Raw genomic sequence first — 22,202 nt, forward strand, 5'->3', positions numbered from 1 at the left:
TGTCATACCATTGCTTCAGGCATTACTGATGCTACGAGCGGTGTTTGAGAAGCGCCACACCAGGTCAGACTATTCTGATCACATCAAGGTCAAATCTTGAGCTCGCCCATAACACTTAAGACTGCACGGTGAGCAATGTCGATTATCCGGTCGACTTCTTCTCGGGTGGTGACCAGTGGTGGTGCGAAGCCAAGGATTTCGCCATGCGGCATAGCACGGGCGATCAGACCGCGATCACGGGCCGCCTTGGAAATACGCGCACCGACTTTCAGCGACGGGTCCAGGCGCGTCTTGGTGAGCGGGTCGGCGACGAACTCTATGGCCGCCATCAAGCCCACGCCACGCACCTCACCCACGATCGGCAGCGCGCCGAAGGTTTCCTGCATGGACTTCTGGAAGTACTCGCCGACCCTTGCCGCGTTGCCCGGAATGTCTTCCTGCTCGACGATGTCCAGCACCGCATTGGCAGCTGCGACCCCGATGGGGTGACCGGAATAGGTGTAGCCGTGGGAGAACGCCCCCACTTTGTCCGCACCTTCCTCCATGACCTTGTAAACCTTCTCACCCACGATCGAGGCGGAGAGCGGCGCATAGGCTGAGGTCAGGCCCTTGGCTACCGTGATCAGGTCAGGCTCGATGTCGTACTTATCGCAGCCGAACATGGCGCCGGTACGGCCGAAGCCGGTGATGACTTCATCGGCAATCAGCAGGATGTCGTACTTTTTCAGGATCGGCTGAATGGCTGCCCAGTATCCAGCGGGTGGTGGGGTGATGCCGCCGGTACCCAGCACCGGCTCGGCAATGAATGCACCGATGGTGTCGGGGCCTTCGCGCAGGATCAGTTCCTCCAGCTCGTTAGCTCGACGCTGCGAGAACTGTTGTTCGGTCTCACCTGGTTCGGCACCCCAGTAGTAGTGCGCAGCGCCGGTTCGCAAGATACCGGAGACCGGCAGGTCCATGAAGTCGTGGTAGAACGACATACCGGTCATGGAGCCCGAAACGACTGAGCAGCCATGGTAACCGCGATCACGGGAAATGATCTTTTTCTTCTTCGGCAGACCACGCAGGTTGTTGTAGTACCAGACCAGCTTGGCTTGGGTTTCGTTGGCGTCGGAGCCCGACAGGCCGTAAAACACCTTGCTCATCTTGCCCGGGGCCATTTTTACCAGCCGATCGGACAGCCGCGCCAACTCGTCGGTGGTGTGCGCGGCATAGGTATGGTAGTACGCGAGCTTGTGGGCCTGGCGGGAGATGGCTTCGGCTACCTCGGTGCGGCCGTAGCCGACGTTCATGCAATACAAGCCGGCGAAGCCGTCGATGTACTCACGGCCGGTCGCGTCTGTGATGGTGATGCCTTTGCCGGTCTCGACGATTGTTGGGTCTCCCAGTTTCCCGGAAGCGAAGTCCTTCAGGTGGGTGAACGGGTGCAGTACCGCGCCACGATCCTGGGCCGAAACGAGGTCGATCTTTTGCTTATCCATGGTTGTTCTCCTGTTATTTGATCAAAGGCCGCCGACGCAGACGTATTTAAGTTCCATGTACTCGGCCAGGCCATGTTTGGAGCCTTCCCGGCCCAGGCCGGACTGTTTCCAGCCACCGAAAGGAATCGGTGCTCCGGTGAATTTCGCCGTGTTGAGCGCGACCATGCCGTACTCCAACTGCTCGGAGACGCGCGCCGCGCGCTTCAGATCATTGGTGTAGACATAAGCCGCCAGGCCGTACTCGGTTTCATTGGCGCGCTGAACGACCTCATGCTCGCTGTCGAACGGTAGGATCGCCGCGACCGGGCCGAAGGTTTCTTCAAACGCGATGTCCATTTCATCGGTGACATCCGCTAGCACGGTCGGCAGGACGAAACTGCTGCCCAGGTTGTGATCCAGGCCACCGCACATCAGCCGTGCGCCCAGCGAAATCGCATTGCCAATATGGTCACGGCATTTGTTGGCAACGCTGACACGCGTCATCGGGCCGATATCCACACCCTCTGCCAGGCCGTGACCGACACGCAGTGACTTGGCCAGCCGAGTGAACTCGGTGACGAAGGCGTCATAGTGGCTGCGCTGCACGTAGATGCGGTTGGCGGCCAGACAGTCCTGGCCAGAAGTGGCAAACTTGGCGGCGATGCACGCTGTGGCGGCTTCGTTCACGTCGGCGTCATCGAAGACAATGAAAGGCGCGTGCCCACCCAGTTCAAGCGAGACCTTTTTCACCGTGTCGGCGGACTGGCGCAGCAGAATCCGGCCGACTTCGGTAGAGCCAGTGAAGCTGAAGGCTCTCACCTCGGTGTGCTGAAGCAACTGCTTGGACAGTTTCGGCGCGTCGCCGGTGACCACCTGGAATACCCCGGCCGGGAGCCCGGCTTCTTCGGCGAGCCTCGCCAAGGCGAGCGCGGAAAGGGGCGTTTCTGGCGCCGGCTTGATGATCATCGGGCAGCCGGCTGCAAGTGCCGCGCCGGCTTTGCGGGTGATCATAGCGTTCGGAAAATTCCAAGGCGTGACTGCTGCAGTGACGCCAATGGGTTGCAGCCGGGTAGTGAGCTGACTACCCGGCAGATGGCTAGGGATCGATTCTGCGTAGCTGCGCTCGCCTTCTGCTGCGAACCACTCCAGGAAGTTGGCACCGTAGTCGATCTCACCGAGGGACTCGGCGTAGGGCTTGCCTTGCTCGGCCGACATGATGGTCGCAAGGTACTGGCAATGCTCACGGGTCAGCGCTGCCCATTTGCGCAGCAGATTGCCGCGCTGAGCTGGCAGCAGTGCACGCCAACTGACGAAGGCTTCGCTGGCCGCCTCCACTGCACGGTCGATCCAGTGCTCGTCGCAATGGGCGACGTGGGCAATGACCTCGTCGGTAGCAGGATCGGTGACGGCCAAGTGTCCTTCGCCATGAATCCATTGCCCTGCTATGTAGGCACGCAGTTCCAGGAGATCTGGACGGCTCAACTGTTGTAACGCTGCCGTTGCACGATTTTTCATTATTTTTTGCCTCGGTTTTTCCGGCGTGAGGGTTTGCTCATGCGGCGAGCATTACGCGGGATGTGGATCCCGCGTGTGGAACTGCCGACGCAAAGGAACAGTCGTCAGATGTTCATGCGGGATGTCAGGCACGCTTGCGTTCTGCGGCAATATCTTCCAGGTCCTTGAATCGATCGCCGATGCGTGGGTGGACACGCCCGCCATCACTGGCACCAATGGCGATGACAATCTCGTCAGGGCCAGGTGCGTCGGCGATCTGGAAGGTGGAGGTGATGAAGTGCGAGCGCTTACCCGTCTCGGACTTGTGGATCATCGGTACGCTGAGCAACGCGCCCGCGCCAACCCGGGTGTTGATGAAGCTGAGAAACGCCGTGCCATCCACCGCCTCGCGGTACACGTCGCCAAAGCGCAGGGTGTGGATCAGTGCGGCGGCGTGCTCGATCTCGCCGCTGGTGCCCACCACCGCGGCTTTCCCATAGGCCTGTACGTGCTCTTTGGGCAGGTGGGCCACCAGCGCCGCGGACATCATTTTGCCCAACTCGGGTGCCAGGCGAACGATCTCGGGACTCAGGTCTTCGACGAAACCTTCGCCGGCCCAAGGGTTGCGCAGCACGGCCGCGACAACCACCGAGGTAATCGGCCTGGGTGCGTCCTTGCCGCCTTCCTGATGGGTAGTTTCGATAAACGTCACGATCTTGCGGATATCAGCGGGCATCAAAGCCTCCAGGACAGTGGGCCATGTGGAATTGAAGGCCATGCTAGTCACTGATTCGGAGCGAATCTTCCGTCGAACCATCGCAAGATTCTGTTATTTTTCCTCTGATTCGATTAATCCTTATCGGTGGAAGGGGTCCCCGATGCCTGAACAACAAGAAAAAATCACGGCGTTGCGGCGGGTGGCGAGCCAGATCAGTTCCGACGAGGACCTGGAATCGTTGCTCGGTGAGTTGACCCGCTCAGCCTGCCAGCAAGGCGGCTGGGATCTAGGGTCTGTGATGTGCATTGATCTCGCTCACGGTTACGGTGTGGTCATGGCACGGTATGAGAGCAGCCGTTTGCCGCAGAAAATGCAGGACCGCTGGGAACTGGCGACCAGTCCCTCGCTAATCGCGTTGCAGAGTGGGGAGCCGGTCTACATCCGCGATGCCCAGCACACGACACGCTTTCCGGGCTATCGGCGTGACGCCCTGGCACGCAACTACCGAACCGTACTGGCCCTGCCGATGCCCAGCAGCGACGCTGAAGGACGTCCGATGGTGCTCACTGTCATTTCTCGCTCGGTCAGGGAGGTGGCCGAGGAGGACCTGACCTTCATGGCCGCGGTGGTTGATCTGGGGGCGATCGCGGTGGACCGTGCCCATCGACGCCGTGCGCAACTGGAAGCCAATGAGCAGTTACAACGCATCCTCGGTTCGCAGCGTTCGCTGTTACGCAACGTGCTGGCGGGCGACTCGTTGCAAGCCTTGGCCGCCACCCTGGGAGAGTTGCTCGGTGGTGCGGTACTGGTGGCGGATTTCTCCGCCGGCCACGTGGTCGGCTCGGCTTCGGCCTTGCCGGCGCTGTACGACGACACGCAATGGACACGCTGGCTGGCTGGCAGCGGCGGGCGCGAACTGCTGGGCTACATTCACGACACCTTGCAGCATCAGCGTGACGGTCAGGTGATGCTGCCGCTTGAGGGAGAGCATCGGCTCGCGGCGCACATCGAAGCGCTGACGGTGGATGATGAACAGGTCGGTGCGCTGCTGGTCGTGGGTGATGCGCCGCCCGACACCCTGCGCAAGCTGCTCCTGGAGAACGCCTGCTTCGCCTTGAGCGTGCAATTGATGCGCAGCGTGATCCGCTACCGCTTTGAGACCCGCACCCTGACCGAGTTGTTTTCCGAGATCGTCGAGCGCCGCTTCCGCGATTCGGAGGATGTCCTCGCGCGCGCCCGGCGCCTCGGCTTGCCGTTGGCCGCGCCGCTGCGCATGTTAGTCGTGGATTTTGCAGGTCATGGAAGCCATCGAAACAATCTGATGCTCGAATGCAGTCGGCAGGTTTCCGGCCTGGCCAAGCAGTTGCAAGTGCCCATGCACATGGTCACCCTAGGTAGCGGCCTGGTTTGTCTACTGCCGGTAGACGCCGAGCAGGTGGCGGTGCAAGCGCGGTTTGGCCGGCGTATCGCCGATGCCCTCGGGCGTGTGCTAGGCCATGAGCCGATCGTGGTGCTGGGAGAAACGTTCGAGGGGCTCGAGCCTTTGGCCATCGAGTGGGAGCGCTGTTGGCGGATGATCCGCGTGGCCCGTGACTACGGGCGCAGCGGCATGCTCGAAATGCCGGACCTGGGTGCGCTACCGCTGCTCATCGGCGCCGCCGACGCCACCGATGTGCGGCACTTCATTAGCGGCACTCTGGGCAAGCTGATCGAGTATGACAAGCGCAACTCTGCACCTTACCTGGAGACCGTGACGGCTTACCTGCGCTCAGGTTGTCGCAGCCAGTTGGCCGCCGATGCGATGGGCTTGCACGTGACCACGCTGCGTTACCGGCTGGCACGGATTCAAGAGCTGTTCGGTCTGGACTTCGATACTCCTGAGCGGCGTTTCGCCCTTGAACTAGCGCTGCAGTTACACCAACTGACTACCGGCGCAGAACTCGGCAAAAGATGAGGGGCAGGACTACCTCGGGTGAGGCGCAGGGGTAGTCTGCTTTGCTCTTAAACCGAGAATAAATAACCGATTATTCCTCCATACCTAGGAAGAACCCTGCCTGTCACCGTCCCTATAGTTGACCTCAATCAATGCAACGGCATTCTTGAGGTGAGTGACATGCAGACCGTTGAACACGAATACAAGACGATAGACCCAATGGCCCTGCGCCGTGCCTTCGGTACGTTCGTCACCGGGGTAACCGTGGTCACAACCCGTGACGAGCAGGGCAGCCCAAGGGGCATGACGGCCAATTCGTTCACCTCCGTTTCGCTTGATCCGGCGTTGCTGCTGGTGTGCATTGGCAAGGGTGCAGCGAGCTATCCGGTGTTCCTGCAGGCCGACAGCTTTGCCGTCAACCTGCTGCACGAAGGGCAGGTCGCGCTTTCCAACGTCTTCGCCTCCAAAGCCCCCGACAAATTCGACCAGGTTAGCCACGTCGCGGTGCACACCGGGGCACCGGTGCTGACCGATTGCCTGACCTGGTTCGACTGCACGGTGCACCAGTGCATCGATGCTGGTGACCATATCATCCTGCTCGGCCAGGTCCAGGCGTTCGGTACCAGCCCAGAGGCGCCGTTGGGTTTCTGTCGCGGCCGCTATGCCCAGGTCAAGGACCCGCTGCCACCGGGCTGGCTCTCGGCGAGCGACATGATCACCGGCTACCTGATCGAATCCGAAGGGCGCTTGCTCCTGGCCGAGGATGGCAAGGGCGGCTGGGTGCTGCCGACCGCTTCGCGTCGACTCAAGGACGGCCGTCTGCCGCTGTCCGTGGGCGGCGAGTTGGCTCTGTTGCCCGATGACACCTTCCTCTATTCGGTGTTCGACACCGCCGATAACGACCCGGGTTATCTGATCTATCGCGCCAAACTGGGCGAGTCGCTGCTGGAGGGTGCGTTGCCGCCTTCGCTGCACTTCTTCTCCCTCGATCAACTGCCCTACGAAACCATTATCTCCCACGAGATACGCGCCATGTTGCAGCGCTATGCGCGTGAGACCGAGCGCGGCAGCTTCGGCATCTACATGGACTCCCAGGAGGGCGGGCGTGTCGCGATGGTCGGCAGCGCGCAGAGCTGGGACAAAGCCTACTGAGTCAGAAATCAGGAGTTGATCACACATGCAAACCACACTGCAAAGCCTGCAAGGCTCCCGGCAGCAACTGTTCATCGACGGCCAGTTCACCGTCGCCCAGAGCGGCGAGTTCCTGCCCAGTTTTGACCCGACCACCGGGCAACCCTGGTACGAATTTTCCCAGGCCGATGCTCGGGACGTTGATGCAGCGGTACGTAGCGCACAGGCCGCATTGAAAGGCGCTGCCTGGCGTCGCATGACGCAAACTGAGCGCGGCAAGCTGGTGCGCCGACTGGGTGAGCTGGTTGCGGTTCATGCCGACGAGTTGGCGCGCATCGAGTGCCGCGACAACGGCAAGCTGCTCAAGGAAATGGTGGCGCAGATGCGCGGCCTGCCTGACTCGTTCTACTACTTCGCCGGCATGGCCGACAAGCTGCAGGGCGACACCATCCCGGTCAATAAGCTCGATGCGCTGAACTACAACCTGCGTGAGCCGATTGGCGTGGTGGCCATGATCACGCCTTGGAACTCGCCGTTGATGCTGCTCACCGGCACCCTGGCACCGTGCTTGGCGATCGGTAACACCGTCGTCATCAAACCGTCCGAACACACCAGCGCATCGACCTTGGCGTTGGCCGAACTGGCGATCCAGGCCGGTATTCCGCCGGGAGTGATCAACGTGGTGACGGGCGACGGCCCGACGACCGGCGAGGCGCTCAGTCGCCACCCCGGCGTTGCCAAATTGGTGTTTACCGGCAGCACTGCCACTGGCCGCAAAATCGCCGCCAATGCGGCGCAGAACCTGGTGTCGTGCCAGATGGAACTGGGCGGTAAATCACCCCATGTGGTGTTCGCCGACGCCAACATCGAATATGCGGTCAACGGCGTGGTCGCCGGTGTGTTCGCCGCCGCCGGGCAGACCTGCGTCGCTGGCTCGCGCTGCTTTGTCGAGTCCTCGATCTATCCCGCGTTCGTCGATGCGCTGGTCGAGCGCGCACGGCGGATCAAGGTCGGCCACCCGACCATGGAAGACACCGATATCGGCCCGCTGGCGCTGGCCGCGCAGTTGGAGAAAGTCGAGCACTACGTCGATTCAGCGATCCGAGAAGGGGCCCGGGTCGCCGTGGGCGGTCGGCGCGCGGCTGAAGCGGTGCGAGACGGTGGCTGGTACTTCGAACCGACGGTCATCGTCGATGCGCGCAACGACATGCGCTTCATGCGCGATGAAATCTTCGGCCCGGTGGTCGGGGTCGTGCCCTTCGATACCGAGGCGCAACTGATCGAACTGGCCAACGACACCGAGTACGGCCTTGCCGCCGGTGTTTGGACCCGAGACATTAGCCGCGCCATGCGCTTTGCCCGTGACGTCGACGCCGGCACGGTCTGGATCAACACCTATCGCTCGACGGCCTATATGTCGTCGAACGGCGGCATGAAAAACAGCGGCTATGGCATTCGCGGCGGTTTCGAGGTGATGCGTGAGTTCTCGCGCCTGAAAAACGTGCTGGTGGACTATTCCGAGACCTTGCAAGACCCATTCGTCATCCGCCTGCGCTGATTGCGCTTGCCCAACCCCACACGACTGGAGACAACAACAATGAAATTCGCAGTTTCCCTGAGCATGGAGCGCTTCAACCCCGAGGAGCGGATGAGCGACAAGATCCACAACTTCCTCAAGCTGGTGCGCATGGCCGATGAGGGTGGCTTCGAGACCCTGTGGACCGCCGAGCACCATACGCTCGAGTGCACGATCTCGCCCAACCCATTCATTACGCTGACCTGGCTGGCCCAGCACACGCAGAACATTCGTCTCGGCACCTCGACGCTGGTGGCGCCGTACTGGTCGCCGATACGCCTGGCGGGTGAGTCCGCCTTGTGTGACCACCTGACAGGTGGGCGCCTGGAGTTCGGCATCGCCCGCGGTGCCTACCAATACGAGTTCGACCGCATGGCCGGCGGCATCCCGCAGCAAGAAGGGGTGGCCTACATGAAAGAGTTGTTGCCGGCAGTGAAAAAGCTCTGGCAGGGAGATTATGCCCACGACGGCCATTACTGGAAGTTCCCGGTCGCGACCTCGGTACCCAAGCCGCTGCAGCAGCCACACCCGCCAATCTGGGTAGCCACACGTGATCCGGCAAGCTTTGACTGGGCCGTCAGTGTCGGCGCCAACATCCTCTCCACGCCGTTGTCAGCACCGGCCAGCGAAGTCGTCGTACTGGGTGAGAAGTTCCGCAAGGCGGTGGCCGACCATCCCGAGGTACCGCGCCCGCGCTTCATGATGCAGCGCCGCACCTGTGTCTACGACCGTGAGCAGGACTGGGAAGTGGCCGTGCGCCACAGCATCGACTACGGGCGCGCCTTCGAGAACCTGATGCAGAACATCGGCACCGTGAACAACGGCTTCCCCGAGGCGGTACCCTATGAACTGGTGGCCAACCGCGATAGCTACAACCCCGAGGCGATCCGTGAGAACCTGATGTTCGGTACCCCTGACGAGATCATCCGCAAGCTGGAATTGTACGAGGCGCAAGGGGTCGACCAGTTCTGCCTGGGGTTGGCCTTCAACCTCCCGTTCGAGTTGCAGGAGAAGACGCTGCGCCTGTTCATCGACGAAGTCATGCCGCATTTCGCCCGTCGCGCCGCCGCGCGTCAGGCCGATTGAGACGGACAGGGAGCGCATATGCTGACGCAAACCTCCGACCCATCGGGCATGATCCAGGGCACCCTGGCCACCGGCGGCATCGAACTGAACTACCGCCTGCAGGGGCGCGGCCCGCGCCCGCTGGTATGCATCCACGGTGTGGGCTCATACCTGGAAGCCTGGGACGCGGTTGCCAGCCACCTGGTCGAGGACTTTCGCATCCTCACCTTCGACCTGCGCGGCCACGGGCGTTCCTCGCGGGTGTACGGCCGCTACGAGATCGACGACTTCGTCGGCGACACCTTGGCGTTGGCCGCTCACGTGGGCTTCGACACCTTCGACCTGGCCGGTTTCTCCCTGGGCGGCCTGATTGCCCAGCGCCTGGCCTTACAGCACCCGCACCGGCTGCGGCGCCTGGCGCTGCTGGCCACGGTCTCTGGGCGCACCCGCGAGGAACGCACGCGGGTACTGGAGCGTCTGGCGGCGTTGCAGGAGGGCGAACGCGGCTCGCACCATGATGCCTCGCTGTCTCGCTGGCTGTCGGAGGACTTCCAGGCGCGCAATCCGGAACTAATCGCCTGCCTGCGCCAGCGTGACGCCGAGAACGACCCTCAGTGCTATGCGGCAGCGTACCGGGTGCTGGCTGAGACCGACTATGGCGGTTTCATCGACCAAATCCAGGTACCTACCCTGATCGCCACCGGCGAGCAGGACCAGGGCTCTAACCCGCGCATGGCGACTTTCATGCACGAATGCATCCCAGGCTCCAGGCTTGAAATCCTGCCGGGGTTGCGCCACTCGATCCTGATCGAGGCACCGCAGCAGGTCGCCGGCCTATTGCATGAGTTCTTCATGGACGATCAGTGAGTGGACGGACACGCCACCAAACTCGCTGCGGCGGGGGGTGTCGGTCCGGTCAGTGAGATTCTGTTTGCTACGAGAGTGCTGGCAATGAACATCGAAAAACGCATCCCCCGAATAAAAAGCGGTTCGATATCCCTCCACCTGGCCGCCTTGCGTGAGGCCGGGCCTTCATCGACTGCCGTGTCCCCGCGAACTCAGTTCGCGGGCCATCCGAACTTGCACGAGGAGTCGCAGCCATGACTGACCGACTGGTCATTGAGAATCTCTACAAGGTGTTCAGCGACAAACCCGGCCCAGCGCTAGCGATGCTGCGCGAAGGCAAGGGTCGCGCCGAGGTGCTGGACACCCTGAGCCAGGTGGTGGGCGTGGACGACGTGTCGCTGCGCATCCCGTCCGGCTCGATCTACATGATCATGGGCCTGTCCGGCTCGGGCAAATCTACTCTGGCGCGCTGCATCAATCGCCTCAACGAGCCCAGCGCCGGACGCATCCTGCTTGACGGCGAGGACCTCTGCGCGCTGGACGAAGCGGGCCTGCGCGAGGTGCGCCGCTCCCGGATCTCCATGGTGTTCCAGCACTTCGGCCTGCTGCCCAACCGGCGGGTGATCGAGAACGTCGAGTTCGGTCTGAAGATGCGCGGCACCGCGCCGGCCCAGCGCCGCGCCCGAGCCGAGGAAGTGTTGGCGGTGGTGGGCTTGAGCAAGTGGGCCTACCACATGCCCCATGAGCTCAGCGGCGGCATGCGTCAACGTGTTGGCCTGGCCCGGGCACTGGCCACCGACGCCGACGTGCTGATCATGGATGAGGCGTTCAGCGCCCTCGATCCATTGATCCGCACCGAGATGCAGGATGAACTGCTGCGCCTGCAACGCACCCTGAACAAGACCATCCTGTTCATCACCCACGACTTCCAGGAAGCGCTCAAGCTCGGCTCACGCATTGCCATCATGTCCGAAGGCCGGGTGGTCCGCGAGGGCACGCCGCAGTCAATTGTCATGGAACCGGGCAGCGAGTACGTGGCCGGCTTCACCCGCGAGGTCGACCGCGCCCGGGTGTTCGACGCCGCTTCCGTGATGACCGTGCTTACGCCGGTGTGGCGTGGCGAAGGCCGCACCTTGCTGGGTGCCAACAGCCAGGGACCGGGGTTCCTGGTCGATGGCGAGCAGCGGCTACTGGGCATCCTCAGCCAGCAGCAGGTTGCCCTAGCCCGCAGCGGCCAGCAGGCGCCGCAGCCGGCTGCAGGCTTCACTTGCGTGCCGAGCACGGCACGGCTGGTGGACGTCGCACCGCAGTGCATTGGTGGCCAACCAGTGGGAGTCACGGACGAGTCCGGGCGACTGCTCGGGTTCCTGGATGCGGGGCATATTCTCGCCCGTATTGGCGCCGCACAGGGCGTGGAGGTGCGACATGCTTGAAGCCAACGACCTGGCGGTGTTCCCCATCGCCGACTGGATACAAAACGGTGTGCAGTGGCTGGCGGAGAACTTCCGTCCGCTGTTCTCCAGCCTGAAGTGGCCAATCGAGCAGTTGCTCAACTTCGTCGACGGCGCCTTCCATGCCATGCCGTTCCCGGTGATGGTGCTGTTGACCTTCGTGCTGTTCTGGCGCCTGGCCAACCTTCGCGTGGCGCTCTTTAGCGTTGCCGCTTACGTGACCATCGCGGTGCTTGGGGTGTGGTCGGAGGCGATGACCACACTGTCGCTGATCACCACCGCCATCGTGTTCTGCGCGGTAATTGGTATCCCTATCGGCATCTGGTGCGCACGCAGCCCTGGGGCATGGATGGTGGTGCGTCCAGTACTGGACGTGATGCAGACCACGCCGACCTTCGTGTACCTGGTACCGGTGGTGATGCTGTTCGGTGTCGGCAATGTTCCCGGTGAAGTAGCGGTGGCCACCGCGGCGATGCCGCCATTGATCCGCTTCACCCAGTTGGGCATCTGCATGGTCGACAGCGAGATCGTCGAGGCCGGCCAGGCGTTCGGTGCCAACAAGTGGCAGCTGTTGTGGGAGGTGCAACTCCCGCTGGCGATGCCGACCATCCTCGGCGGCCTGAACCAGACGGTGCTGACCGCGATGGTGATGTCGGTGGTGATCTCGATGATCGGCGCCGAGGGCTTGGGCCTGGTGGTGCTGCAGGGCATCGGCCGACTCGACGTCGGTGGCGCGGCGGTCGGCGGCATCGCCATTGTGCTGCTGGCGATCATGCTTGACCGGTTCTCCCAGGCACTGGGCGCGCCCCGGTCAGGCAAGGCCCTGACCTTTAAAAGCGTGCTCCGCCGCTGCCTGCGCGGAGAGCGCCTGCTGTCCCAGGGGCGCTGAGCCGCAGCACCTTGCTTGATGCGTTTGCGTGTGTGTCACAACCCGATAACGAGCATAAAAAGAAGGTAGACAACGATGAACATGTTTCACAAGACGCTCGCCTGTGCCGCCGTACTATTGGCCCTGACGGGCACCGCCCGAGCCGAGGGGTTGCCTGGCGATGGCCGGACCATCCGCTATGCCCAGGACAGCAGCTTGGGCGGTAACTATGTGGTGGCGCAGATCGTCTCCGACGCCTTCAAGGCGCTGGGATACAAGGTCAAGCTGGTCACCCTGGACAACACCCTGTTCTTTCCCGCCGTAGCCCAACGTGACATGGACATCGGCACCGATATCACCCTGCCGCAGCGCGAACCAGGTTTTCGCGCCGTGGCAAAGGACGCCGAACTGGTGGGAGAGGGGATGATCATTGGCGGTGGCATCAACGGCTACTTGATCGACAAGAAGACCGCACTGGCCAACAACATCACCACCCTGGAACAGTTGAAAGATCCAAAGGTCGCCGCGTTGTTCGGCTCCAGTGGCAAGGCCGAGCTGACCAGCTGCGACCCGGCGTGGAGCTGTGGCAAGGTGATCGACTACCAGATGAAGGCTTTCGAGCTGACCGGCACGGTGCGCCAGGTGCGTGGCAAGTACGAGGAGCTGATGGCCGACGTGGTGACCAAGGTCAAGGGCGGCAAACCAGTGTTCTTCTACGCCTGGAGCCCGTCGTGGGTGACCAATGCGCTGGTCCCAGGTAGCGACGTGCTGTGGCTGCCTACGCCCAAGGACGCGCTGCCGCCGGACATTCCCAACGACGGCTCGGCGCTGGTCAAGGACGTCGAGGGCTGCGCCGGCGATGCCAACCCGTGCCGTATGGCCATGGGGTCGTGGAACTACCACACGGTGGCGAACAAGCAGTTCCTCGCCGATAACCCGGCGATCCGGCAACTGATGCAGCAGGTGCATTTCCCCACCGCCGTGTGGTCGCAGTGGGAGGCAGCGATCGGCAAGGAGGGCGGCTCGCCGGAAATGATCCGCAAGCTTGCCGACCAGTGGATCGGCGCCAACCAGGCGCAGTTCGATCAGTGGATCGCCGCGGCCAAGTGACAGTCACGCCGGGGCGGCTGGCGCCCCGGCGCTTATCCAGTATCGAAACGGAGAACCTTGCATGAATCAGGAATTGTTTGAACGCGGGCTGCAGACCCGTCGTGAAGTGTTAGGCGACGCCTACGTGGACGCCGCCCTGGCCAACGCTGATGAGTTCGGCATGCCGATGCAGGAACTGGTGTCGCAATACTGCTGGGGCGATGTATGGAACCGACCGGGCCTGGACCGGCGCACCCGTAGCCTGCTCAACCTGGCCTTCATGACTGCGCTTAACCGGCCTCATGAGCTTAAGCTTCACATTCGTGGTGCGCTGAATAATGGGGTGAGCAAGGAGGAAATCCGCGAGGTGTTCCTGCAGGCGGCGATCTACGCAGGGGTGCCGGCGGCGGTGGACAGCTTCCGCTGTGCCCGTGAGGTGTTCCAGCAGGGTTGATGCCCTGGCACGGGGCTCTCGCGTCAGCGCTATCGCGAGTTCGCCCCGTGACTCAGCCGCTGCAGGCACACTTCCAACCCTTCCCACGGTGATATTCATGGACTACCGCTACTTGGGCCACAGCGCCCTGAAGGTCTCCCCCTTGTGCCTGGGTACCATGATGTTCGGCGGCGCGACCGACGAACCGACCGCCCAGCGCATCATTGCCCACGCCCATGCCCAGGGTGTCAACTTCATCGACACCGCCGACGTTTACACCGGCGGTGCCGCCGAGTGTATCGTCGGCCGGGGCATCGCCTCCCAGCGCGACGACTGGGTGCTGGCCAGCAAGTTCGGCTCACCCGTCGATACTGCCCCGAACCGCCAGGGCCAGTCGCGCAAGTGGATCAACCAAGTCGTCGAGGCGAGCCTCAAGCGCCTCGGCACCGACTACCTCGACATCCTTTACTTCCACCGTGCCGTTCCCGGTGTGACCTTGGAAGAAGGCGTGCGCGCCGTCGGCGACCTGATCCGCCAGGGGAAGGTACGTTATTTCGGGGTGTCAAACTTCCGCAGTTGGTACATTGCCGAAGTGGTGCGTCTGGCCGACGATATGAGCCTGGACCGGCCGGTGGCCAGCCAGCCGCTGTATAACCTGGTCAACCGCAGCGTTGAGATCGAGCATTTGCCTGCCGCCCATCACTACGGTTTGGGTGTTGTGCCTTACAGCCCGCTGGCGCGAGGTGTTCTGACCGGCAAGTACGCTCCAGACGGCCCGCCACCGTCGGACAGCCGGGCAGGGCGCGGCGACCAGCGCATCCGCCAAACCGAATGGCGGCGCGAATCCCTGCACATTGCCCAATCGGTCGCCGCCCACGCCGCCTCACGCGGCACCAGCAGCGCTGCCTTTGCTCTGGCCTGGGTCCTCAACAACCGCTGCGTGAGCTCGGTCATCGCCGGGCCTCGCACCGAGGCGCAGTGGTACGGTTACCTAGAAGCATTGCAGGTGCGTATCGAGGAGCAGGACGAGTGCTTCGTCGACAGCCTGGTACCGCCCGGGCATTGCTCCACGCCGCACTACACTGACCCTAGCTATCCGGTCGAGGGGCGTTTCAGTTCTCCCTTGCCTGGGCGCTAATGTCCCGCCGATCGTAAGCTTCACTTGGATGGCGAGCAGACCAACTTGCTGGCGTTCAATGTCGATATTGACGCTACCCGGCCAGGCCACCGTGGCCGGGGGTATGAGGCGAAGTAGGGTAGCAAGCAAGCGATTGGCCAGCGGGCTGTGGTGGTAGCGATCAACCCTGCAGCGTTGCCTTTGAAAGGTCAGAAAGCGTGCTCGCCAAAGTATCCATGTCTTCTCCACAGCGGATACCCATTCAAATACCCTTTCCGCACAAATCATTTGCCAGTCGGGTGGTTTTCAGCGCGCCCCCGAAAGGCCAGCATGACCTCGTCGGTCCTTCCAGATGCAAAGGGGAACGGGCCATGTTCTGACTCTGTTCGGTCCATTGTACTGGTCTTCAACCTCTGGGTGGCTCAGGTTTTTAGACTGGTCGCGGGTCGCAACTTCTTAGACTGAGGTTCATATGCCCGCTGCTTTCGCCATGCTCATCGGTGCACAACTGCTGGGGGAAATTGCCCGGCGCCTGTTCCATCTGCCGTTACCTGGGCCAGTGATTGGTATGTTCCTGCTTGCAGTGGCACTGGTCACTTTTGCCAACCATTGGATTGTCCCAAGTGATGGGGCACCGGCGCCGTTGACGCAAGTGGCGCAGTCGCTGATCGGTAACATGGGATTGCTGTTTGTACCGGCTGGCGTAGGTATTGTGGCCGAGTTGGGTGTACTCGAGCGAGACTGGATACCGATTGTGGTCGGCCTTCTAGTTTCTACACTGCTTGGCCTGGTGGTCACTGGCATGGTGATGCATCACCTGACGCGTCTGGCTGAACGGCGTCAAGCATCGGCGAGTGAAGAGGATCGGGCATGATTAGTTCATTGCTTGCGTTATGGACACCATTGGCAGTCTCTCCTCTGTTATGGCTGTCACTGTCGTTGTTAGCCTTCGTGGTCGGTCAACAGGTGCAACGCCGATGTGCAGGGGCCGCCTGGGCGAACCCCGTGTTGATAGCCATCGTATTGATGGTCGTGGTATTGCAAGCGACCGGGACCGACTACGACACCTACTATGCTGGTGCGCAGTTCATCAATTTCCTCTTGGGACCAGCAACTGTCGCACTTGCGGTACCACTCGCACTTAACCTCAGCCATGTGAGGCGCAGCTTGAGTGGGGTGGGGTTGGCCCTCCTGGCCGGTTCGCTCACCACGACGCTCAGCGGTGTTGTGCTGGTCTGGTTACTGGGAGGGGATCGGAGTGTGGCGCTTTCTATGGCACCCAAATCGGTCACTACGCCAATCGCCATGGCATTGGCGGAGGAAGTTGGGGGAGTCCCCGCATTGACCGCCAGCCTGGCCATTGCCGGGGGAATCGTAGCCGCAGTCTTGGGGCGGAGTGTGTTGGGTTGGCTACGTGTCGACGACTGGCGTGCCCATGGGCTGGCTGCTGGGGTCGCCGGCAGTGGGGTAGCCGCCGCGCAGATTGCTCCGCTCAGTGGGTTGGGGGCTGCGTTCGCGGCGGTCGGCATTGGCCTTAATGGACTGTTGACCGCAGTGATCGTCCCCCTGATCAGTTCCCTGTGGCCTGCCTGAGTGTTGCTTTACCCCTATACGGGGTAATGCGCCGGGTATGGCAGGCGGGCAACGCCTGACTCGACTGCAGCCTTGGCGACTGCGCTCGAAATCGCTACCAGCAAGCGGGCATCCATCGGTTTGGGCAAGATGTAATCCCGGCCAAATGCCAGACTGTCCAGTTGATAGGCCTGCAGTACGTCACTTGGGACCGGGGTTTTGGCCAACTGTCGCAGTGCCTCTACCGCCGCAATTTTCATCGCTTCATTGATATGTCGAGCCCTCACATCCAGGGCACCACGGAAGATGAATGGGAAGCCCAGCACGTTATTCACTTGGTTGGGGTAGTCAGACCGACCGGTGGCGATGATCAGATCGTCACGCACGGATTTGGCCAACTCAGGGCTAATCTCTGGGTCAGGGTTGGAGCAGGCAAACAGGATTGGCCTCGCTGCCATATTGCCGAGTGCCTCAGGGGTCAACAGGTTCGCACCAGACAGACCCAAGAATACATCGGCGCCTTGCAAGGCCTCGTCCAGGGTGCGTGCTCCTGAGTCATTGGCGAATGCCAACTTGTGCGGATCGAGACCTTCACGACCAGAGTGGATCACGCCTTGACGGTCCAGCATATACAGCTTGTCGCGACGGGCGCCGAGTGCAACCAGCAGGTTCATGCAAGCGGTTGCTGCCGCACCGGCACCAAGACAAACGATGCGAGCGTCCTCTAAGCGCTTGTCCTGGATTTCTAGCGCATTGAGTAGACCGGCCGCAGTCACGATCGCCGTGCCATGTTGGTCGTCGTGGAAGACAGGGATGTCGCACAGCTCAATCAATTTCTGCTCAATCTCGAAGCAGTCCGGCGCCTTGATATCTTCAAGGTTGATGCCACCGAACGTGTCGGCTATGCGTGCCACGGTATCGATAAACGTCTCGGGCGTCGTGGCCTTGACCTCGATATCTACCGAATCGATGTCCGCAAAGCGCTTGAAGAGCAGTGCTTTACCCTCCATCACTGGCTTACTGGCCAGCGGGCCGAGGTTGCCGAGGCCGAGGATCGCCGAACCGTTGCTGATAACGGCGACCAAGTTGCCCTTGCTGGTATAGCGGTACGCATCATCTGGGCAGGCAGCGATAGCCCTTACTGGCTCGGCGACGCCTGGGCTGTAAGCCAAGGCAAGATCGTTGGCGGTGTTGGCCGGCTTACTCAGTTCGATACGGATTTTCCCTGGCGTGGGATGTTCATGATAGTCCAGGGCTGCTTGCTTGAAATTGGAGGTCATGGGTTCTCACCGATCATGATTGGGGTGGAAAGGCGCCGGTGAACCCGGCGCCCGGTGGGTATCAGTGCACCAGCATGCCGGTGAACACGTATGCCTGGGACAGGGTGATCAGACCGATGATGGCGGCAAAGATCAGGCTGTGCTTCAAGGTGAAGCGGAACAGATCCGACTCCTTGCCGACGATGCTGGTGGCAGCACACGCCACAGCGATCGACTGCGGCGAGATCATCTTGCCGGTTACGCCGCCACTGGTATTGGCAGCGACCAGCAGGGTGTCGCTGACGCCAATCTGGTGCGCGGTGGTGGCTTGCAGCGAGCCGAACAGGGCATTGGACGAGGTGTCGGAGCCGGTCAGGAATACCCCCAGCCAGCCCAGGAACGGCGAGAAGAACGGGAACGCCGCGCCAGTACCGGCCAGCACCAGCGCCAAGGTGGTAGACATACCGGAATAGTTGGTGACGAAGGCGAAAGCCAGCACCATGCCGATGGACAGGATCGGTAGCTTGAGTTCGACCAGGGTCTCCTTAAAGCTGACCAGTCCGGTCTTCCAGTTGATGCGCAGGACAAACATCGAGACCAGCGCCGACAGTAAGATTGCACTACCACCCGCCGACACCAAGTCGAACTTATACACCGCCGCCATTGGGGTAGGTTGGGCGACGATGGGTGCGGCCTTCATCACCAGTTGGTCCAGGTGCGGAATCTTGAACATCAGCACCAACTGCTCGAGCGCGCCACCTGGGGCGAACATCGCCTTGAATGGTTTGAGCGTCCAGATGGTTACCAGCACAGTGAGGATCAGGAACGGCGACCAAGCCTTGAGGATCTGCCCGAAGCTATACGGCGACGGCGTACTGCCGCGAGGGCCGGAGAAACCGCCCATGACCGCCGCACCGCCGGACACGCTGACCACCTCACGATCGGCGGCACGGGTCGGCTGCCAGACCTTGAGGAACAGCGTCAGCGAGACGATGCTGACCAGCGCCGAGGTGATATCCGGCAGTTCCGGGCCGATGTAATTCGAGGTCAGGTACTGAGTGATGGCAAAGCTCGCACCGGCCACCAACGCGGCAGGCCAGGTTTCTTTGACGCCGCGCCAACCATCCATGATCGCTACCAGCCAGAACGGTACGATGACCGACAGCAGCGGCAGTTGGCGTCCGGCCATGGCGCCAATCTTGAACGCGTCGATGCCAGTCACTTGCCCAGCAACGATAATCGGCACACCTAAAGCACCGAAGGCCACCGGTGCGGTGTTGGCGATCAGGCACAGCCCGGCGGCGTACAGCGGATTGAAACCCAGCCCCACAAGCAGGGCGCCGGTGATCGCCACTGGCGCGCCAAAGCCGGCCGCACCTTCGAGGAAAGCCCCGAAGGAGAAGCCGATCAGCAGTACCTGCAGGCGCTGGTCATCGGTGATCGAGAGCACCGAGCTGCGAATCACCTCGAACTGACCGCTCTTGACCGTAAGCTTGTAGAGGAATACGGCCGCGACAATGATCCAGGCGATTGGCCACAGACCATAGGCGAAGCCGTAACCGGCAGCGGCAAAGGCCATGTCCAGGGGCATGTCGTAGGCCAGGGTGGCGACGAGGATCGACAACACCAAGGTGATGGTGCCGGCGATATAGCCTTTCATGCGAAAGACGGCGAGAGCAATAAAGAAGAAAATGATCGGGATCAGCGCGACCAGGGCTGACAAGCCCAGGCTGCCGAGGGGAGTGTACATCTGTTCCCAAGTTTGCATGTTAAAAGCCTCTTTTTATTGTTGATAGCTTGTAAGGGTGATGCGGATGTTTCGACGGGGTTAGCTGGTCGAATGTGTATGACGGTGAGCAATGCCTCCTCGCTGGCAAGCCAGATCCTGTCGGTACTGGATGCTGCGAAAACGTTATTTGGGATCTCCCACAGACGCGGTGCAGTCATGTGGGAGTGAGCTCATCAGCGACGGGCAGGTACGGGTTCAGCGAGCCTGTTTGAAGCGCAACCGCCAGGCATGAAGCAGCGGCTCTGTGTAGCCACTTGGCTGCTCACGTCCCTTGAACACCAGGTCACAGGCGGCTCGGAAGGCATGGCTGCTTTCAAAGTCCGGCGCCATCGGGCGGTAGGCTTGGTCCCCAGCATTCTGCCCATCGACCACCTGAGCCATGCGCTCCAGCGCTGCACGGACTTGGCCAGTGCTAACCACACGATGGTGCAGCCAGTTCGCAATATGCTGGGCGGAGATACGCAGGGTGGCGCGGTCTTCCATCAAACCTACGTCGTGGATATCGAGCACTTTGGAACAACCAACGCCCTGTTCGATCCAGCGCACTACATAGCCAAGGATGCTCTGGCAGTTGTTATCCAGTTCTGCCTGGATCTCGGTCGGGCTCCAATTGCGATCGACACTGACCGGCACACTGAGCAGGCCTTGCAGCAACTCGGCGCGCTGGCTGTCTAGGTCGATGCGTTCCAACTCTTGTTGCACTTGACGCACGTCTACCTGGTGGTAGTGCAGCGCGTGCAGCGTCGCGGCGGTAGGCGAAGGTACCCACGCGGTGTTGGCACCGGCCTTGGGGTGAGCAATTTTCTGTTCAAGCATGGCTGCCATCAGGTCCGGCATGGCCCACATGCCCTTGCCGATTTGCGCACGTCCACGCAGGCCACAGTCCAGCCCCACCAGTACGTTGTTGCGCTCATAGGACTGGATCCAGGGAGTCGACTTCATGTCGCCCTTGCGCAGCATGGCGCCGGCTTCCATGGTCGAGTGCATCTCGTCGCCCGTACGGTCGAGGAATCCGGTATTGATGAACACCACGCGATTGGCGGCTTCGGCGATGCACGCCTTGAGGTTGATGCTGGTGCGGCGCTCCTCGTCCATGATGCCCATCTTCAAGGTATGAGGGGCCAGGCCAAGAAGATCCTCAACTCGACCAAACAGCCTGTTGGCAAATGCTACCTCAGCAGGGCCGTGCATCTTGGGCTTCACAATATAGACGCTGCCGCTACGCGAGTTGCCGCGGCGGCGCAGGTCGTGAACGGCTGCAAGGCTAGTGATTACGGCATCGAGAATTCCTTCGGGAATCTCCTGACCTTCCTGATCGAGGATGGTTGGGGTGCTCATCAGATGACCAACGTTGCGCACGAACAGCAGCGAGCGCCCCGGCAGGGTTACTGGTTTACCGTCGCGGCCCTGGTAGGTGCGGTCAGGGTTCAGGGTACGCGTGAATGCCTTCCCGTTCTTGCTCACGGTTTCAGTCAGGTTGCCCTTCATCAGGCCCAGCCAGTTACGGTAGACAGCCACCTTGTCATCGGCATCGACCGCGGCCACTGAATCTTCGCAGTCCATGATGGTGGTCAAGGCCGACTCCAGCACCAGGTCCTTGACGCCAGCGGCATCGGTGCTGCCGACTGGGCTGGTCGGGTCGATCTGGATCTCCACGTGCAAGTCATGATGCACGAGCAGTACGACGGTCGGTGACGATGCTTCGCCCTGGTGACCAACGAATTGATCCGATTGGGCCAAACCGATCGCTTCACCGCTATGCAGCGATACCCGCAATTGACCATCCACTACCTGGTAGGCGCTGGCATCGACGTGAGAACCGCCCTGCAGGGGGAAGGCCTGGTCGAGGAAGGCGCGGGCGAACGCAATGACTCGAGCGCCACGCACCGGATTGTATCCAGGCCCCTTGCTGGCGCCGCCGTCTTCGGCGATGGCGTCGGTGCCATACAGGGCATCGTACAACGAGCCCCAACGGGCATTAGCGGCGTTGAGCGCATAGCGTGCGTTCATCACCGGCACCACCAACTGCGGGCCGGCCTGCACTGCTACCTCACGGTCGACATGGTCCGTGCCGACCTTAACCTTTTCAGGTTGTGGCAGCAGATAACCGATGCTGCCAAGGAAGCGCTGATAGGCCTCCATGTCCGTTACCGACCCGGGGTGGGCGCGGTGCCAGGTATCCAATTCGCCCTGCAAGTGAACACGCTCGGCCAGCAAAGCGCGGTTGCGCGGCGCCAGATCGTGCACCAGGGCATCGAGCCCCCTCCAGAAATGATCCGACGTAATCTCGGTGCCGGGGAGCACCTCATCCTCGATGAAGTGCTTGAAGTTCTCAGCCACCTGCAAACGCTGGCATGGCACGCGCTCGGTCATTCTCGTCTCTCCTATCGCTTGGTTCATC

General features: G+C 61.7%; 18 protein-coding genes. 12 read left to right on the forward strand and 6 right to left on the reverse strand.

Annotation, left to right across the window (positions count from 1 at the left end):
* Window positions 1-89: 89 nt before the first annotated feature.
* From JET17_RS11635 to JET17_RS11645, 3 genes are all read right to left on the reverse strand, one after another.
* The gene (locus tag JET17_RS11635; RefSeq protein WP_012314173.1) at window positions 90-1,481 is read right to left on the reverse strand and encodes an aspartate aminotransferase family protein; all 1,392 of its coding nucleotides are present in this window, start codon (window positions 1,479-1,481) and stop codon (window positions 90-92) included.
* Window positions 1,482-1,502: 21 nt separating this feature from the next.
* Window positions 1,503-2,975 (reverse strand): NAD-dependent succinate-semialdehyde dehydrogenase, encoded by a 1,473-nt coding sequence (locus JET17_RS11640; protein WP_012314174.1) that lies wholly within the window; start codon window positions 2,973-2,975, stop codon window positions 1,503-1,505.
* A 124-nt stretch (window positions 2,976-3,099) separates the two neighbouring features.
* Window positions 3,100-3,690: an amino acid synthesis family protein gene (locus JET17_RS11645; RefSeq protein WP_012314175.1), complete on the reverse strand. Its 591-nt coding sequence runs from the start codon at window positions 3,688-3,690 to the stop codon at window positions 3,100-3,102.
* Window positions 3,691-3,832: 142 nt separating this feature from the next.
* Between JET17_RS11645 and JET17_RS11650 the strand changes: the two genes are divergently transcribed.
* The 12 genes from JET17_RS11650 to JET17_RS11705 all read left to right on the forward strand — a co-directional run bounded on the left by JET17_RS11650 (window position 3,833) and on the right by JET17_RS11705 (window position 16,774).
* Window positions 3,833-5,626: a helix-turn-helix domain-containing protein gene (locus tag JET17_RS11650; RefSeq protein ID WP_012314176.1), complete on the forward strand. Its 1,794-nt coding sequence runs from the start codon at window positions 3,833-3,835 to the stop codon at window positions 5,624-5,626.
* 159 nt (window positions 5,627-5,785) lie between these two features.
* Window positions 5,786-6,757, forward strand: a complete 972-nt coding sequence (locus JET17_RS11655) for a flavin reductase family protein (RefSeq protein WP_012314177.1) — start codon at window positions 5,786-5,788, stop codon at window positions 6,755-6,757.
* Between the two features lie 25 nt (window positions 6,758-6,782).
* Entirely contained in the window at window positions 6,783-8,294 is a 1,512-nt protein-coding gene (locus JET17_RS11660) for an aldehyde dehydrogenase (RefSeq protein WP_012314178.1), read from the forward strand.
* Between the two features lie 39 nt (window positions 8,295-8,333).
* On the forward strand, window positions 8,334-9,398 hold the full coding sequence (locus JET17_RS11665; RefSeq protein ID WP_012314179.1) for an LLM class flavin-dependent oxidoreductase: 1,065 nt from the start codon (window positions 8,334-8,336) through the stop codon (window positions 9,396-9,398).
* Between the two features lie 18 nt (window positions 9,399-9,416).
* Window positions 9,417-10,244, forward strand: coding sequence for an alpha/beta fold hydrolase (locus JET17_RS11670; RefSeq protein ID WP_012314180.1), 828 nt, complete (start codon window positions 9,417-9,419; stop codon window positions 10,242-10,244).
* A gap of 233 nt (window positions 10,245-10,477) precedes the next feature.
* The gene (locus JET17_RS11675) at window positions 10,478-11,656 is read left to right on the forward strand and encodes a quaternary amine ABC transporter ATP-binding protein (protein WP_012314181.1); all 1,179 of its coding nucleotides are present in this window, start codon (window positions 10,478-10,480) and stop codon (window positions 11,654-11,656) included.
* Window positions 11,649-12,563: an ABC transporter permease gene (locus JET17_RS11680; protein ID WP_012314182.1), complete on the forward strand. Its 915-nt coding sequence runs from the start codon at window positions 11,649-11,651 to the stop codon at window positions 12,561-12,563. The genes JET17_RS11675 and JET17_RS11680 overlap by 8 nt, the downstream gene beginning before the upstream one ends.
* Before the next feature lie 75 nt (window positions 12,564-12,638).
* Window positions 12,639-13,652, forward strand: a complete 1,014-nt coding sequence (proX, locus tag JET17_RS11685) for a glycine betaine/L-proline ABC transporter substrate-binding protein ProX (protein ID WP_012314183.1) — start codon at window positions 12,639-12,641, stop codon at window positions 13,650-13,652.
* A 61-nt stretch (window positions 13,653-13,713) separates the two neighbouring features.
* Entirely contained in the window at window positions 13,714-14,085 is a 372-nt protein-coding gene (gene pcaC, locus JET17_RS11690; RefSeq protein WP_012314184.1) for a 4-carboxymuconolactone decarboxylase, read from the forward strand.
* Window positions 14,086-14,182: 97 nt separating this feature from the next.
* Window positions 14,183-15,202, forward strand: coding sequence for an aldo/keto reductase (locus JET17_RS11695; protein WP_012314185.1), 1,020 nt, complete (start codon window positions 14,183-14,185; stop codon window positions 15,200-15,202).
* Window positions 15,203-15,653: 451 nt separating this feature from the next.
* On the forward strand, window positions 15,654-16,055 hold the full coding sequence (locus JET17_RS11700; protein WP_012314186.1) for a CidA/LrgA family protein: 402 nt from the start codon (window positions 15,654-15,656) through the stop codon (window positions 16,053-16,055).
* The gene (locus JET17_RS11705; protein WP_042111395.1) at window positions 16,052-16,774 is read left to right on the forward strand and encodes an LrgB family protein; all 723 of its coding nucleotides are present in this window, start codon (window positions 16,052-16,054) and stop codon (window positions 16,772-16,774) included. Before JET17_RS11700 ends, JET17_RS11705 begins: the two co-directional genes overlap by 4 nt.
* Window positions 16,775-16,788: 14 nt before the next feature.
* Here the strand turns inward: JET17_RS11705 and JET17_RS11710 are convergent, their stop codons facing one another.
* From JET17_RS11710 to JET17_RS11720, 3 genes are all read right to left on the reverse strand, one after another.
* Window positions 16,789-18,033: a malic enzyme-like NAD(P)-binding protein gene (locus JET17_RS11710; RefSeq protein WP_004577328.1), complete on the reverse strand. Its 1,245-nt coding sequence runs from the start codon at window positions 18,031-18,033 to the stop codon at window positions 16,789-16,791.
* Between the two features lie 61 nt (window positions 18,034-18,094).
* Complete coding sequence (locus JET17_RS11715; RefSeq protein WP_012314188.1) at window positions 18,095-19,780, reverse strand: lactate permease LctP family transporter; 1,686 nt, start codon at window positions 19,778-19,780, stop codon at window positions 18,095-18,097.
* Between the two features lie 216 nt (window positions 19,781-19,996).
* Window positions 19,997-22,174, reverse strand: coding sequence for a malate synthase G (locus JET17_RS11720; RefSeq protein ID WP_012314189.1), 2,178 nt, complete (start codon window positions 22,172-22,174; stop codon window positions 19,997-19,999).
* Between the last annotated feature and the right edge of the window lie 28 nt (window positions 22,175-22,202).

Source organism: Pseudomonas putida (genome assembly GCF_016406145.1).
GTDB lineage: Bacteria > Pseudomonadota > Gammaproteobacteria > Pseudomonadales > Pseudomonadaceae > Aquipseudomonas > Aquipseudomonas putida_E.

Coding starts and splice junctions, on each gene's coding strand:
- JET17_RS11705 (WP_042111395.1), top strand. CDS start 16,052: ATGATTAGTTCATTGCTTGCGTTATGGACACCATTGGCAGTCTCTCCT.
- JET17_RS11700 (WP_012314186.1), top strand. CDS start 15,654: ATGCCCGCTGCTTTCGCCATGCTCATCGGTGCACAACTGCTGGGGGAA.
- JET17_RS11720 (WP_012314189.1), bottom strand. CDS start 22,174: ATGACCGAGCGCGTGCCATGCCAGCGTTTGCAGGTGGCTGAGAACTTC.
- pcaC (WP_012314184.1), top strand. CDS start 13,714: ATGAATCAGGAATTGTTTGAACGCGGGCTGCAGACCCGTCGTGAAGTG.
- JET17_RS11670 (WP_012314180.1), top strand. CDS start 9,417: ATGCTGACGCAAACCTCCGACCCATCGGGCATGATCCAGGGCACCCTG.
- proX (WP_012314183.1), top strand. CDS start 12,639: ATGAACATGTTTCACAAGACGCTCGCCTGTGCCGCCGTACTATTGGCC.
- JET17_RS11650 (WP_012314176.1), top strand. CDS start 3,833: ATGCCTGAACAACAAGAAAAAATCACGGCGTTGCGGCGGGTGGCGAGC.
- JET17_RS11665 (WP_012314179.1), top strand. CDS start 8,334: ATGAAATTCGCAGTTTCCCTGAGCATGGAGCGCTTCAACCCCGAGGAG.
- JET17_RS11640 (WP_012314174.1), bottom strand. CDS start 2,975: ATGAAAAATCGTGCAACGGCAGCGTTACAACAGTTGAGCCGTCCAGAT.
- JET17_RS11645 (WP_012314175.1), bottom strand. CDS start 3,690: ATGCCCGCTGATATCCGCAAGATCGTGACGTTTATCGAAACTACCCAT.
- JET17_RS11715 (WP_012314188.1), bottom strand. CDS start 19,780: ATGCAAACTTGGGAACAGATGTACACTCCCCTCGGCAGCCTGGGCTTG.
- JET17_RS11655 (WP_012314177.1), top strand. CDS start 5,786: ATGCAGACCGTTGAACACGAATACAAGACGATAGACCCAATGGCCCTG.
- JET17_RS11675 (WP_012314181.1), top strand. CDS start 10,478: ATGACTGACCGACTGGTCATTGAGAATCTCTACAAGGTGTTCAGCGAC.
- JET17_RS11695 (WP_012314185.1), top strand. CDS start 14,183: ATGGACTACCGCTACTTGGGCCACAGCGCCCTGAAGGTCTCCCCCTTG.
- JET17_RS11710 (WP_004577328.1), bottom strand. CDS start 18,033: ATGACCTCCAATTTCAAGCAAGCAGCCCTGGACTATCATGAACATCCC.
- JET17_RS11635 (WP_012314173.1), bottom strand. CDS start 1,481: ATGGATAAGCAAAAGATCGACCTCGTTTCGGCCCAGGATCGTGGCGCG.
- JET17_RS11660 (WP_012314178.1), top strand. CDS start 6,783: ATGCAAACCACACTGCAAAGCCTGCAAGGCTCCCGGCAGCAACTGTTC.
- JET17_RS11680 (WP_012314182.1), top strand. CDS start 11,649: ATGCTTGAAGCCAACGACCTGGCGGTGTTCCCCATCGCCGACTGGATA.